The following is a 14,248-nucleotide window of genomic DNA, read 5'->3' on the forward strand; positions in this document are numbered from 1 at the left end:
CTTCTCCATTTCGCTCGAAGCAGTCGGAGATGTGGTGGTATTTCGATCTACACCAACCCCAGCTTGCTGAGTTCCCCCAGCAGCGCCGCCGGCATCGCGTCCAGATCATCCGCCTCGCCGCCCTCCAGGTCGGGCGGGGCATCCGCATCCTCCAGATAGCGCCAACCCTGATGCGCGCGCTTGGGGCTCCCGCGCACCGGAATCAGGCGCGGTTCCAGCCTGATCCAATGGCGACCCTGACCGGTTTCCTCAAAGCCCAGGATCGGGCTGCGGCCGACCAGCATATGGCCGTGAATCCAGTAGAGCGAACCGCCCGCCATCTCCTCTACCCGCTTGGGCAGGTAGCGGGTGGTGATCCGCGCTTCGCCCGCGTGGCTTTCCAGCCAGGCGCGCAAGGATGCGGGGCTTTCGCTGCGGAAGGCGATCTTGGTCATGTGGAGCGGCATGGGGCAGCAGATGGGCAGCAGCGCCGCGCAGGTCAATGCGCCATCAGGTCAGGAAAATCGTCGCCAGCCCCAAAAAGGTGAAGAAGCCCAGCGAATCGGTCATCATCGTCACGAACACAGCGGACGATACGGCCGGGTCGATGTTGCGCCGGTCGAGCGTCACCGGGATCAGCACGCCCGCCAGCCCTGCCACCATATTGTTGATGAGGATTGCGGTGGCGAACACCAGCGACAGGCCCAGTTGCCCGTAGATCATATAAGAGCCGATGCCGATCAGCACGCCAAGCACCGATCCGTTGGTCGCGGCGATGCGAAATTCCCGCACGATCATGCGCAGCGTGTTGGAACTGGTGACCTGATTGGTGGCGATGGCGCGCACCATGACCGCCAGCGTCTGGGTTCCCGCATTGCCGCCCATGCCCGACACGATGCCCATCAGCGCGGCCAGCATCGCCAGATGTTCGATCGTCTTTTCGAACAGGCCCACCACCGACGCGGCGACCATCGCCGTGCCCAGATTGACGACCAGCCAGACCAGGCGCGTGCGCACCGTCATCAGGATCGGCTGGTTGATGTCGCCTTCGCCCGCACCCGACAGGCGCAGGATATCCTCACCCGCTTCCTCGGCAATGATGTGGACGACGTCATCCACCGTAATCATGCCGACCAGTCGGCCCGCGCTGTCGACCACGGCGGCGGAGATCAGCGCATATTTCTGGAAGCGCAGCGCGACTTCTTCCTGATCCATGTCCACCGGAATCAGCGTCTGTTCGCGCTTCATCAGGTCGGTCATGGCGATGCCGCGAGGGCAGGTCAGTATCCAGCTGAGCTGGCAATAGCCGATCGGCCGATGGGCCGCATCGACCACATAGATTTCCCAGAAATCCTGCGTCAGGTCGGCATTGTCGCGCAGATAGTCGATCACCTGGCCGACCGTCATATGGGCGGGCACCGCGACCAGATCGCGCTGCATCAGGCGCCCGGCGGACTCCTCCGGGTAGGATAGTGCGCTTTCGATCGCGGCGCGGTCTTCGGGGTCGAGCGCGTCGAGGACGGCCTGCTGGTCGGCCTCCTCCATATCCTCGATCATCGCGACGGCGTCGTCGGTGTCGAGTTCGGCGGCAAATTCCGCCACCTGTTCGGGCGCGAGCGCGCCGATCAGATCGTCGCGGACATAGTCGTTGAGTTCCGACAGCACTTCCGCGCCGACCAGGTCGCCCAGCGAGGCGGCGACATCGGCGCGCCGTTCCGACGGCGTGAGTTCCAGAAGGTCGGCAATGTCGGCCGGGTGGAGCGGCGACACCAGGTCGCGCGCCCTTTCGCTGTCGCCATCCTCCACCGCGTCGAGCACGGAGGACAGGAATGCAGGCTTCAGCCGATCATCCTCGTCCAGGCCCGTTTCGGCCTGTTCGAGGATCGCTTCATCGCCCGTGTCGTCCCCACGCAATAGGGGTTCGGCTGGATCGCCGCGCTCGCTCATGGCGCCCCCTACTGTCCGGTTCCTGTAACATTTGGCTGCTTTCGCCCATGCAGCATGGAATTGCAATGGGGTGACGGGCAGGGCACCCCTTCTCCACAAGAAACTTCCATCCCCTTTTGAAGCCTCTATATGGGGGCATCACCCCTTCCCATATTGAGAGGATGCTTCATGGCCGACGAAACCCTTACCCTTACCCTCGATAGCGGCGGCGACGTCGTGATCAAGCTGCGCCCCGATCTGGCTCCCGGCCATGTCGAGCGCATCACCACCCTGGCCAAGGACGGCTTTTATGACGGCGTGGTGTTCCACCGCGTCATCCCCGGCTTCATGGCGCAGGGCGGCGATCCGACCGGCACCGGCATGGGCGGATCGAAGCTGCCCGACATCAAGGCCGAGTTCAGCCGTGAAAAGCATGTCCGCGGCGTGTGCTCGATGGCCCGGTCGTCCAACCCGAACAGCGCCAACAGCCAGTTCTTCATCTGCTTTGACGACGCCACCTTCCTGGACGGCCAATATACCGTCTGGGGCGAAGTGACGTCGGGCATGGAGCATGTCGACGCCCTGCCCAAGGGCGAGCCGCCGCGCACGCCCGGCAAGATCGTCACCGCGACCGTCGCCTGAGCACGACCTGATATGATATAGAAAAAGGCGTCCGGTCGCTAAGGCCGGGCGCTTTTTTTCTGCTCGTCAGCGTCATTGCGAGCGTAGCGAAGCAATCCACGGACGCGCGCTTGGATTGCTTCGCTACGCTCGCAATGACGACATAAAGAGATTCATCAGTCCTACGGCCGTTTCGCCATCCCGTCCGTCATCGAAATGGGTTGCGCCGCTTCCGCGCCATTAGCCGCATCGGGCATAGCCGCCGGCGGCTGATAGGGGCCGATCGCATCGATATGCCAGCGCCGCTGTTCCGGTGTCGATCCAGGAACGTCATCGGCCCGGCGTAGCACCACTTGCCGCAGCACATGCCAGGGCCGGCCATTGGCGGCGATGCGGCCATAGACCTGCACGGGCACCGTCACATAGGTCGATCCCACTGCGTCTTCCGGTTCGGACGGCGCTCCGACATTGGCGTGGATTTCGCCAAAACCGCGGAAGCGCGCGGCGAAATGGGCGTCGTCCTGCGATCCGATCGCGCCTGTGGGATTCCACAGATCCTGCGCATCCTCGAACCGCTTTTCCTCCAGCAGGCCATAATAGCCCTGCACGACCTGCGCAGCGCCCTGCGCGCTGTCGGGATCGATCGATCCTTCGGCGATTGGGGCCGGATCGACGGGCAGGCCGCCCGGCGTGCCGGGGGCGGGCGGGTTGAGCGGCTCCATCACCGCCATCGCCTCGCTGCGGACATTATTTTCCACCTGCGCCGCATTGGCGCCATTGGCGATATTGTCGATCGCGCTTTCCTCCCGCCCGTCGCAGGCCGCGACGAGCAGGAGGGCAAGCAGGGCGGCGGCCTTCGTCGATGGCCGCATCAGTCCGGGCGAACCCGTGCCGCCGGTTCACGCCCGCGCGTCTGGCGGCCTGCGCCGCCCCAATCGCGCTGCGGGCGCGGCTGGTTCATCTGCGGCCGGGATTGGGGCCGGTTCTGGGGCTGGGCCTGCGGCTGACGCAAACCCGGCTGCGGCGTGGGCCGCGCGCCGTCGGGCCGGTTGCCGCGCCACCCGTTACGGTCGCGGCCCTGGCCGTCATTCTGGCCCCGTCCCGAATTGCGATCCCCCCAGTTGCGATCGCCCCAGTTGCGACCATCATTGGCGCCCTGGGGCGGGCGGGGCGGGCGGGTGGCGTTGCCATTACCCGGCCGACCATCGCGGTCGCGCCAATTGCCATCGCGGTCCCGGCCATCCCAGTTTCCGTCCCGACCGTCCCGATCCCGGCCGCGCCAGCGACCATCGTTGCCGCGTTCAGCCCGGCGACTTTCCCAATAGCGGCGCTGACCGTCATTCCAGCGATGACGGCGTCCACCACGGTCGTAGATATAATAGCCGCTGCCGGGATAATAATAATTGTCGTACCAGCCGCCATAGGCGCCGGGCTGGTAAAAGCCGGGCGACCCGTAAAGGCCGTCGTCATAATAGCCGCCATTGCCATAATAGCCGCTACCCACGCTTACGCCGCCATAGCCATAGCCGTCATCATAGGCACAACCACCCAAGGTCATTGCGCCTGCTAGCCCGATTATCGCCAGGAACCGATGTCGGATGCCCGTCATCGCCTTTCTCCTCATCTCCATCTGATACTGGGCGTAACGCGGCCCGGTTGAATTGGTGGTGAATGGATTATCCTTTCTGCACCAGCGCTACCCCCATGTTTATCGGACGTTCAGAAAAGTCGTATTTCGTTCATCGGGCCGACAGAAAGCGTGTTCTTTCCGTCACATAATCGTTCTTTATCCGGTTTTTGTGGATTATTCAGGAAACCTTCGGGCGGGTCCGGTCATTCTTCCCATGTCGATCGCAGCCGCTTTGAGCGCCGCATCGGCCCGGCGGGTCCACACCGCCGCTCAACAAATCCACAATAGACAAAGGGTCACTCCCATGAAGACACTGCTTTTTTCGGCAGCCGCCGCTGCGTTCCTGTTGCCTGCCGCCGCCATGGCGCAGGACGATGCCGGTTCGTCCACCCGTCGCGTCGAGCCTTATGTCGGCGTGATGGGCGGCATCCATAATTATGACAGCGAAACCAGCAAGGAAGGCATCCCGCCGGTCGGCTATAAGGGCCGCATGGTCGAGGGCGTCGCCGGCGTGAACGTCAATGTCGCAGGGCCGCTTGTCCTGGGCGTCGAGGGCACCGCGTCCAAGGGCGTGTCGGGCGACATCGACTGGGAATATGGCGCAGCGGGCCGTGTCGGCGTGAAAGCGGGCAAGGACAGCATGATCTTCACCAAGGTCGGCTATCAGTGGACCAATTTCGACGCGCTGGGCAAGGATAGCCGCGATTATCATGGCATGACCTATGGCGCCGGCGTCGAGCTGTCGCCCGCCGACATGGGCGGCTCGGCCCAAAGCAGCAACATCCGCCTGCGCGTGCAGGCCGACACGACCGGCGATTTCCACTCGATCCGTCCGATGGCGGGTGTGGTTGCGAAATTCTGATCGCTGTTAATGGTTAGGCGGGGCGGGCCTTAACGGCCCGTCCCGTCTGTTCAGTCAGCTTCCGAACGGAAGTTGGGGTGTGGAACGGCTTCTTTGGACTGTAGCCGTTCCGCATTCCCGTTTCAGGCCAGCGCCTTCAGCCGCGCGCCGATGCCGCGCAGGTCTTCGATGAAGCGGGCCTGTTCCTCCGCCCGGCGATCCTCGTCCGGCAGCCGCAGCAAATAGCTGGGATGCACCGTGACCCAGCCTTCCGCACCGCCATCGAGCGCGATCGCCTGACCCCGCGTCCGGCTGATCGTCACCGCTTTACCCAGCATCGCGCGGGCGGCCGACGCCCCCAGCGCGACGATGATGCGTGGGCGGATCAGGTCGATCTCCTGTTTCAGCCACCAGCGGCACGCCTCGATCTCCCCCGCGTCGGGCGACTGGTGCAGGCGGCGCTTGCCGCGCCTCTCGAACTTGAAATGCTTGACCGCGTTGGTGACATAGGCGCGGGAGCGGTCCACGCCTGCTTCCACCAGCGCCCGGTCGAACAATTGCCCCGCCGGGCCGACGAACGGCCGCCCCGCCAGATCCTCCTGATCGCCCGGCTGTTCGCCGATGAAGAGCAGGGGTGCGTCGAGCGGGCCTTCGCCAAAGACCGTCTGCGTGGCGTCCCGGTGCAACGGGCAGCGGGTGCAGCTCATCGCCTCGTCGCGTATGGACGCCCAGACTGTGGCGGCATTGCCCTGGCGTTTCGGCGGCGCTTTTTCTGGCAGGGGGGCGGTCGCGATCATCGCCGCCTCGCGCGCCTGCGCCCCGGCGATCAGATCGGGAATAAGCGCGGCCTCGGGCAGGTTACGCCAATATTTTTTCGGCATCTCGGACAGCATGGCCCCGGTCTTGAGCCGGGCCGGATTGAAGATCGCGGCATAATAGCCCTTCCACACATCCTCGACCGGGTCGTCCGCCGGCGCATCGCCGCGACTGGCCCCCGGTCCTTCGGTCAACACGTCGCCGTCCCAGTGGATGCTGACCTCCGGCGTCAGGATCGACCAGCGCATGGTCGCAAAGCGGCGCATGAAGAAACCGGCATTGGCGCGGACGATATGATGATCGGGTTCGAACCAGGCAATGAAACGCGGCCCCGCGTCATCTTCCAAAGCGCGGAACCGGACGAAGGCGCGCATCTTGTGGATGTCGCGGCGCACCGCCTTGGCCAGCACGTCAACCCGGCGCAATAGCGGGTCGGCCTTGTCCTGCATCAGCCCCGGCCGGTCGCGCAGTCGGCAGAGCAGCGTATAGAGCAAAGCAAAGCGTTCGGATTCACTATGCAGGATCGCGCTTTGCGCCAGATCGACAAAGGCGCGGGGCACCGAGAAGGCTGCACCGTTTCTGTCAGGCGGCAGAAGCGCGTCGCCAAACAGGTCGGCACTCGTCTCGCCGACCTGCCATACGATATCCGCCGGATCGACGCCGTTCATCGCCAAGCGCCGCGCCGCCGCCCGCCAGCCGTCGAAGTCGTCGGGGGCGGTCAGCGCGACGCGGTAGATGACTGGCGATCTCATCGTCCGTTTACGGCTAACCGCGGAAGGGCAACCCTCAATCCTCCGCCTGCGCGCGCTCCAGCTCGGCGGGCTTGCGCTTGGCGAACAGCTTGCCCAGCTTGTCCTCCTCTTCCGCCGACAGTTCCTTGGCGGCGTCGGGGAACATCTCCTCCTCTTCTTCGTCGATATGGTGGAGGTAGCGCTTCTTCATCTCGGCGAATTTCTTGCGCCAGGCCTCGCCGTTGAATTTCAGCTCGTCCAGCTCTTCCAGATAATCGTCGATTTCCTTGTGCTCGGACACGCTGTGCTGGGCATCCTCGCGCAGGTCCGGGCGGGACAGCATGGTGGCGTAGAGCGTTTCCTCCTCTGCGGCGGCGTGCGCCGACACTTCCACCTTGAACTGGTCGAACAGCTTTTCTAGCTGGTCCTCGTCCTTCTCCCGCTCCGCATCCGCCATCTGGTCGAACAGTGCGCGATGGGTGTCGTGATCCTGCTTCAGGCGGTCGAAAATATTGGCGTCGGCCATGGGTGGTCCTCCTTGTTCGAGGACAGACAACGACAGGGCGCGCAATTGGCTCCCGCCAAAAATCGGGCCGGGCGTCAGCCGAACAGGAAGCGGAAGATGATCGCGACCGGCAGCCAGAGCAGCGCGCCCAGCAGGCTGGCGGCCCAAAGCTGTAGCACGTCGCGGCGGAACCGCACGGCAAGGCCGCTGTCGGGCAGACCGCCCTGCTCCAACATCTGCCAGCGTCGTTCCAAACCGCGCGCAGCCACCGCATAACCGCCGATCGCGACGATAATGCCCAGATGCAGGACAAGCGATCCGCCCGTCTTGGCGACGATGCCGATCTGAAGCAGGCAGAAGACCACCAGCGCGGCGGCCAGATGCGTGCTGATCCGCTTCGCAAATCCCTTGCGCTGCTGTGTGCGATTGCCGAGCGCTGTCGCCAAAGCCCCGAACTCCTTGCTTGACCTTGGCCAAAGAATTTCACGAGTCGCCGCCGCGATCAACCGGAAATATGACAGTCAGGCAAATAGATCGAGCTGTTTTGCAGGCGGCGCCACCCGTGCGCGCAGGTCGGCGCTGTCGATCAGCGCCAGTGGCCGCCAGTCCGCCGCTATCAGGAAGGGGCGCAATTTCTTGATCGATGTCGTCAGCCGCGCGACATCCTCCAGCCGCAAACGGCGATGGCGGCGGCTCATCAGGATGCGGTTCACTGCTTTCACCCCCAGGCCCGGCACCCGCAGCAGCGCCTCCCGCGGGGCCCGATTGACGTCCACGGGAAAGGTCGCGCGATGGTTGAGCGCCCAGGCGAGCTTGGGATCGATATCGAGCGGTAGGCAACCCGTTGCCGCATCGGTCGCGGCGGCGATCTCGGTCGCGTCATAACCGTAGAAGCGGATCATCCAGTCGGACTGATAGAGCCGATGTTCGCGCAGCAACGGCGGGCGCTTGAGCGGCAGCACCGCGCTGGGCGAGGGGATGGGGGAGAAGGCGCTGTAATAGACGCGGCGCAGCTTGTGCCGGTCGTAGAGGCTGCTCGCCCGCGCGATGATCGCCCGGTCGTCGGCGGCGTCCGCGCCCACGATCATCTGGGTCGATTGGCCGGCAGGCGCAAAGCGTGGCGCGCTCTTATATTTGCGGCGGGCGTCCTGCCCATCCTCCATGTCGCTGCGCAGCCGACTCATCGCCCCTTCGATCCGCACGCCGTCCTTTTCCGGGGCAAGGCGTTTAAGGCCGCTTTCGGTCGGCAGTTCGACATTGATCGATAGCCGATCGGCATGCAGGCCCGCCTGGTGGATCAATGCCGGGTCGGCATCGGGAATGGTCTTCAAATGGATATAGCCGCGGAAATGATGATCCTCGCGCAGCGATCGCGCCACCTCGACCATCTGCTCCATCGTATAATCGGATGAGCGGATGATACCGGACGAGAGGAACAGCCCCTCGATATAATTACGGCGATAGAAGCTCAGCGTCAGGTCCACCACCTCCTGCGCGGTGAAGCGGGCGCGGCGGACATCACTCGACCGGCGGTTGATGCAATAATGGCAGTCGAAGATGCAGCTGTTGGTCAGCAATATCTTGAGCAGCGAAATGCAGCGACCGTCGGGCGCATAGGCGTGGCAGATTCCCATCCCTTCGGTCGATCCGATCCCCTTGCCGCCACGGCTGTCGCGCTTGGTGGTGCCGGACGATGCGCAGGACGCATCATATTTGGCGGCGTCGGCCAGGATTTCGAGTTTTGAACGGGTGGAAAGCTGAGCCATATCGTTCCTGATATGTTCGAACGGCGCGCTTGTCCATGATCTCGATCAGTGCTGACCCAAAGGGTGGCGGTTCAGAGTGCCGGGGCATCGGGGGTGGCGCAGACCCTCAACCATGCTATGCGCGTCGCCATGCACAGCAATAGCGGTTCCGTCGACGTCGACGGCTTCACATATGAATGGGAATTGCGGCGCGAGCCGCAGTGGAGCGATATCGACGGCTGGAAGGGCATGGCCATCGCCCTGTTGCAGAAGGATATGCAGCGCGGCGCGCTGTTGGAATTTCCCCCGCCCAAGCGCCTGCTCAAGGGGTTGCAGCGCGGCCGGCTCCAGATCAACGATGCGATAATCGCGCGGGGCATCCGCGCCGCGTTGGAGGCGGGATGGGAACCCGGATCGCGTGGCAAGCCGATGGTGTTCACGGTCGACGCCGAGGGGAACTGATCCCGGTCGATACGTTCGTTTCGCTTGCGGCTCCCTTACATTCGTTCGTTATGTCAAAAGGGCGATGCGAACAGGGAGACAGGCGATGGACAGGCGCGCATTTCTGGGCCGGGGCATGGGCGGCATGGCGGCGCTGTCGCTGGCGAGCGCGGGCCGCACGGCCAGTCTCGACACCCTGCCGCCGCCGATCCGGGCGACCCCCGATCGCCTGTTTCGCGTCACCGTGTGCCTGCGTCCCTTTCGCGCCGCCGGGCCGCGGATCGAGGTGGAGCGGGTCGGGGCCAAGCGGGTCGTCCATAATTACGGCCATGGCGGCAGCGGCTGGTCGCTGTCCTGGGGATCGGCGCAAGTTGCGGTCGGCCTGGCGCTGGCGGACGGGGTGCGCGACGTCGCGGTGATCGGCGCTGGCGCGCTGGGCCTGACCGCCGCGCTCACCGCCCAGCGCGGCGGGGCGAACGTCACCATCTACGCCAAGGAGCAATTTCCCTATGTCCGCTCCGCGCGTGCCACCGGCAGTTGGACGCCCGACAGCCGCATTGCCATGCAAAAGGCGGTCGATCCGGGTTTCGGCGACCGGTGGGAAGCGATGGCGCGCGCGGCCTTCACCATGCATCAGAGCTATCTCGGCCTGCCCGGCGACCCGGTCGAATGGACCAACCGCTACCAGTTGTCGGACACGCCTTTTGGCGCAGCGGAACCGGAAGCGCCGGCGACCGACCACCCCGACGATTTCCTGCGCCTTGAACAGCGGCTGGCGGACATCACCCCGCGCTCGGTCGAACTGGCCCCCGGCACCCATCCCTTCCGCCCGACTTATGCCCGGCGCGGCAGCGGGCTGACTTTCAACGTCGCCGACCTCGCCCATCAGCTGATGGCCGATTTCCGGCTGGCGGGGGGCAAGGTCGTGCCGATGGAATTGCACGAACCGCAGGACGTGACGACGCTGCGCCAGAAATCGATCATCAACTGCACCGGCTATGGCGCCCGCGCGCTGTGGCGGGACGAGAGCATCGTGCCGGTTCGCGGCCAGATCGCCTGGCTGATCCCGCAGGCGGGTGCGACCTACGGCGTCTATTATGGCACGCTGTCGATGCTTGCCCGGCGCGACGGCATCGTCGTGCAGGAAGTCGGGGCCGACGAGTGGTTCGGCTATAATGACGCGAACGAGGAGCCGGATTATGCGGCGGCTCATGCATCGGTGGCGCAACTGGCGCAGTTCTGGGCGGACGGCAAGGGGGCGTAACAGGGTAGGGAGCGTAAATATCCCCTCCCGTTTACGGGAGGGGCAGCGAGACTTGCGCGGCGGAGCGCGCTAGTCGCAGCGGGGTGGGTTGTAGCAGCGCCTTGCCCACCAACCCTCTCTTGCCATTCCACCCCCGCGCCGCCATCACCCGCCTCATGACATGGCAATTCTGGATCGACCGCGGCGGCACCTTTACCGATGTGGTGGCGCGCGCGCCTGATGGGCGGCTGCACACCGCCAAATTGCTGTCGAGCGATCCGGAACGCTATGCAGACGCGGCGGTCGAAGCGGTGCGGCGGCTGACCGGCTCTGGTGACGGGCCGATCCCGCCCTGTACCCTGCGCATCGGCACCACCATCGCCACCAATGCGCTGCTGGAGCGCAAGGGCGAGCCGGTGCTGCTGGCGATCACGCGCGGCTTCCGCGACGCGATCCGCATTGGCACGCAGGAACGGCCGGAGCTGTTCGCGCGCCGCATCCGCCTGCCCGATCCGCTCCATGCCGATGTGATCGAGATGGACGAGCGGCTGATGGCCGACGGCACGGTGCGCGTGGCGCTGGACGAAGGCGCGGCGCGGGCCGCGTTGCAGGGGGGCTATGACCGGGGGCTGCGCGCCGTCGGAATCGTGCTGATGCATGGCTATCGCTATCCCGCGCATGAAGCAGCGCTGGCGCGGATCGCGGCCGATATCGGTTTCACCCAGATCAGCGCCAGCCACGACGTCGCCCCGCTCATCAAGCTGATTGGGCGCGGCGACACCACCCTGGCCGACGCCTATCTCTCGCCGGTGCTGCGCGCCTATGTCGATGGCTTGCGCGATGCGGTGGGCTACGGGGCCGACATGCTGTTCATGCAGTCGAGCGGCGGGCTGACCGACGGGGCGTTGTTCCGGGGCAAGGATGCGGTGTTGTCCGGCCCGGCCGGCGGCATCGTCGGTCTGGCGCGGACCGCCGAGCAGGCCGGCTTCGCGCAAGTCATCGGCTTCGACATGGGCGGCACATCGACCGATGTGTCGCATTATGCGGGCAGCTATGAGCGCGACAATGAGGCTCGCGTCGCGGGCGTCCGCCTGCGTGCGCCGATGATGCGCATCCACACCATCGCAGCGGGCGGCGGCTCCATCTGTTCGTTCGTGGACGGTCGTTTCCGCGTCGGCCCGGAAAGCGCCGGCGCGGTGCCCGGCCCGGCCTGCTACCGGCGTGGCGGGCCGCTCACCATCACCGACTGCAATCTCTTGCTGGGCAAGATCCAGCCGGATCATTTCCCCAGCCTGTTTGGCCCGAACGGCGACCAGCCGCTCGACCGCGCGGCGGTGGAAGCGCGCTTCGCCACCCTCTGCGCGCAGGTGGAGGCCGAAACCGGCCGCGCGATGACGCCGCGCAACGCCGCGCAGGGCTTCATCGCCGTCGCCGTCGCCAGCATGGCCAATGCGATCAAGCGCATATCGGTCGCACGCGGTCATGATGTGGCGCGCTATACGCTGGCCAGTTTCGGCGGGGCGGGCGGGCAACATGCCTGCCTGGTCGCCGACGCGCTGGGCATGGATCGGGTGATGATCCATCCGCTGGGCGGCGTGCTGTCCGCTTATGGCATGGGGCTGGCCGATCGGCGCGCGGTGCAGGAACGGACGATCGCACTGCCCCTAAGAGAAAATGGACTAGGCGACGATGGCCTGGATGCGGCGATTGCGGCGCTGGCCACCGATGCCCGCGCCGATCTGCCGGACGCCGACCGGATCGAAACGCTGCTGCGGTTGCGCTATGACGGCACCGACAGCCTGTTCGACGTGCCGCTGGGCGATGTCGCCGCGATGCGCGCCGATTTCCTGGCCCAGCATCAGGCGCGTTTCGGCTTTGCGGGCAAGGGCCGCATCCTGGTCGACATGGCGCGGGTGGAAGCGATTGCGTCGGCTAACGAAGCGATGGACGGCATCGCGGCGATCGCTTCGTTAGCCGCCCCGCCGATCGCGCATGTGGATTACGCCGGCGAAACCGCGCCCGTCCATGACCGCGTCGGCCTGTCCGCCGATAGCGTCATCGACGGCCCGGCGCTCATCATCGATCCTGTGTCCACCACCGCGGTCGAGCCGGGCTGGCGCGCGCAAGTCGATCCGCACGGGAATCTGATCCTCACCCGTCATATCCCCCGCGCCCGGCCGGATGGCGGCGACGCCAGCACCGTCGATCCCGTGCGTCTGGAGGTCATGGGCGGGCTGTTCATGGCGATCGCTGAGGAAATGGGCGCCGCGCTCCAGCATAGCGCCTCCTCGGTCAATATCCGCGAGCGGCTCGATTTTTCCTGCGCCCTGTTCGACGCGGCGGGCAATCTGGTCGCCAACGCCCCGCATATGCCGGTGCATCTTGGCAGCATGGGCGACAGCATCCGCACGATCATGCGCCGCCGCGGATTCGGTGCGGACGGCGCGTCCATCGACGGGCGCGGGATGCAGCCGGGCGACGTCTATGCGCTCAACGCGCCCTATGATGGCGGCACGCACCTGCCCGACGTCACCGTCGTCATGCCGGTGTTCGTGGAGGGCGACGTGCCCAGCTTCTACGTCGCCGCGCGCGGCCATCATGCCGATATCGGCGGCATCACCCCCGGATCGATGCCGCCCGGCAGCACCAGCGTCGAGGAGGAGGGCGTCGTCCTCGACAATATCCTGCTGGTCGATCGCGGCGTGTTTCAGGAAGCGGCGATCCGCGATTTGCTGGCATCGGGTCCATGGCCCGCCCGCAACATCGACCAGAATATCGCCGACCTCTCCGCCCAGATCGCCGCCTGCGCAAAGGGCGCAAGCGAGTTACGCCGCATCAGTGATGGTTACGGTATCGAAACGATAGCCGCCTATATGGGCCATGTGCAGGACCAGGCTGAAGCCGCCGTCCGCCGCCTGATCGATCGGCTGTCCGACGGTCAGTTCACCTATGCCATGGATAGCGGTGCAACTGTCCATGTCGCTGTCCATGTCGATCGCGCCGCCCGCACCGCGACCATCGATTTCGCGGGTTCCTCCGCGCAATTGCCGGGCAATTTCAACGCCCCCGTCTCGGTCGTGCGCGCCGCTATCCTCTATGTCGTGCGCACCCTGATCGATGAGGCGGTGCCGATGAATGACGGCTGCCTGAAGCCCATCACTATCCTCGTCCCCGAAGGATCGATGCTGCGCCCCCGCTATCCCGCCGCGGTGGTCGCGGGCAATGTCGAAACCAGCCAGGTGGTGACCGACGCATTGTTCGGCGCGCTGGGCGTCATGGCGGGCGCGCAGGGGACGATGAACAATTTCACCTTCGGCAATGACCGCCACCAATATTATGAGACGATCGCGGGCGGCTCCGGCGCCGGTCCCGATTTCGACGGCGCCGACGTGGTGCAGACGCACATGACCAACAGCCGTCTGACCGATCCCGAAATATTGGAGACGCGCTTCCCGGTGCTGCTGGAAGAATTTTCGGTGCGCGCCGGATCGGGCGGGGCGGGGCGTCAGCATGGCGGCAATGGCGCATTGCGCCGCGTCCGCTTCCTTGAAGATATGACCGCCGGCATCTTGTCGAACCGCCGGATCGTGCCGCCCTTCGGCCTGGATGGCGGCGCGGCGGGGGACGTCGGCCGCAACCGGGTGGAGCGGGCCGACGGCAGCATCGAGCCGCTCGGCCCCACCGCTACGGCATCGCTGCGCGCGGGCGACACGTTCGTCATCGAAACGCCGGGCGGCGGCGGCTTCGGAGACGCCTGATCGCTGCTTGAC

General features: G+C 65.5%; 13 protein-coding genes. 5 read left to right on the forward strand and 8 right to left on the reverse strand.

Features of this window, described 5'->3' with window-relative positions; genetic code table 11:
* Positions 1-47: 47 nt before the first annotated feature.
* Together CEQ44_RS23155 and mgtE are read right to left on the reverse strand one after the other, a co-directional pair.
* Positions 48-446: a DUF1489 family protein gene (locus tag CEQ44_RS23155; RefSeq protein ID WP_088183083.1), complete on the reverse strand. Its 399-nt coding sequence runs from the start codon at positions 444-446 to the stop codon at positions 48-50.
* A gap of 43 nt (positions 447-489) precedes the next feature.
* Positions 490-1,926, reverse strand: coding sequence for a magnesium transporter (mgtE, locus tag CEQ44_RS23160; RefSeq protein WP_088183033.1), 1,437 nt, complete (start codon positions 1,924-1,926; stop codon positions 490-492).
* Between the two features lie 168 nt (positions 1,927-2,094).
* Between mgtE and CEQ44_RS23165 the strand changes: the two genes are divergently transcribed.
* Positions 2,095-2,547, forward strand: coding sequence for a peptidylprolyl isomerase (locus CEQ44_RS23165; protein WP_088183034.1), 453 nt, complete (start codon positions 2,095-2,097; stop codon positions 2,545-2,547).
* Positions 2,548-2,708: 161 nt separating this feature from the next.
* On the opposite strand, the gene CEQ44_RS23170 is transcribed toward CEQ44_RS23165, so the two are convergent.
* Positions 2,709-3,398 carry a hypothetical protein gene (locus tag CEQ44_RS23170; RefSeq protein ID WP_088183035.1) on the reverse strand — a complete coding sequence of 230 codons (690 nt, stop codon included), beginning with the start codon at positions 3,396-3,398 and terminating at the stop codon, positions 2,709-2,711.
* Positions 3,398-4,135: a peptidase gene (locus CEQ44_RS23175; RefSeq protein ID WP_088183036.1), complete on the reverse strand. Its 738-nt coding sequence runs from the start codon at positions 4,133-4,135 to the stop codon at positions 3,398-3,400. The genes CEQ44_RS23170 and CEQ44_RS23175 overlap by 1 nt, the downstream gene beginning before the upstream one ends.
* A gap of 325 nt (positions 4,136-4,460) precedes the next feature.
* Here CEQ44_RS23175 and CEQ44_RS23180 point away from each other — a divergent pair, with 325 nt between their 5' ends.
* Positions 4,461-5,018 carry an outer membrane protein gene (locus CEQ44_RS23180; RefSeq protein WP_088183037.1) on the forward strand — a complete coding sequence of 186 codons (558 nt, stop codon included), beginning with the start codon at positions 4,461-4,463 and terminating at the stop codon, positions 5,016-5,018.
* 122 nt (positions 5,019-5,140) lie between these two features.
* Here CEQ44_RS23180 and CEQ44_RS23185 read toward each other — a convergent pair whose 3' ends face one another.
* The 4 genes from CEQ44_RS23185 to CEQ44_RS23200 form a co-directional block, all read right to left on the reverse strand.
* A complete protein-coding gene (locus tag CEQ44_RS23185; protein WP_088183084.1) occupies positions 5,141-6,550 on the reverse strand; it encodes a UdgX family uracil-DNA binding protein in 1,410 nt (469 codons plus the stop codon).
* 49 nt (positions 6,551-6,599) lie between these two features.
* Complete coding sequence (locus CEQ44_RS23190) at positions 6,600-7,070, reverse strand: hemerythrin domain-containing protein (RefSeq protein ID WP_088183038.1); 471 nt, start codon at positions 7,068-7,070, stop codon at positions 6,600-6,602.
* Between the two features lie 74 nt (positions 7,071-7,144).
* On the reverse strand, positions 7,145-7,495 hold the full coding sequence (locus tag CEQ44_RS23195; RefSeq protein ID WP_088183039.1) for a hypothetical protein: 351 nt from the start codon (positions 7,493-7,495) through the stop codon (positions 7,145-7,147).
* A gap of 75 nt (positions 7,496-7,570) precedes the next feature.
* A complete protein-coding gene (locus CEQ44_RS23200; protein WP_088183040.1) occupies positions 7,571-8,815 on the reverse strand; it encodes a putative DNA modification/repair radical SAM protein in 1,245 nt (414 codons plus the stop codon).
* 117 nt (positions 8,816-8,932) lie between these two features.
* Here CEQ44_RS23200 and CEQ44_RS23205 point away from each other — a divergent pair, with 117 nt between their 5' ends.
* From CEQ44_RS23205 to CEQ44_RS23215, 3 genes are all read left to right on the forward strand, one after another.
* On the forward strand, positions 8,933-9,256 hold the full coding sequence (locus CEQ44_RS23205) for a hypothetical protein (protein ID WP_088183041.1): 324 nt from the start codon (positions 8,933-8,935) through the stop codon (positions 9,254-9,256).
* 85 nt (positions 9,257-9,341) lie between these two features.
* Positions 9,342-10,499: an FAD-dependent oxidoreductase gene (locus tag CEQ44_RS23210; protein ID WP_088183042.1), complete on the forward strand. Its 1,158-nt coding sequence runs from the start codon at positions 9,342-9,344 to the stop codon at positions 10,497-10,499.
* 155 nt (positions 10,500-10,654) lie between these two features.
* On the forward strand, positions 10,655-14,236 hold the full coding sequence (locus tag CEQ44_RS23215; RefSeq protein WP_088183043.1) for a hydantoinase B/oxoprolinase family protein: 3,582 nt from the start codon (positions 10,655-10,657) through the stop codon (positions 14,234-14,236).
* Positions 14,237-14,248: the final 12 nt, after the last annotated feature.

Origin of the sequence: Sphingobium sp. Z007 (assembly GCF_900013425.1) — a bacterium.
GTDB lineage: Bacteria > Pseudomonadota > Alphaproteobacteria > Sphingomonadales > Sphingomonadaceae > Sphingobium.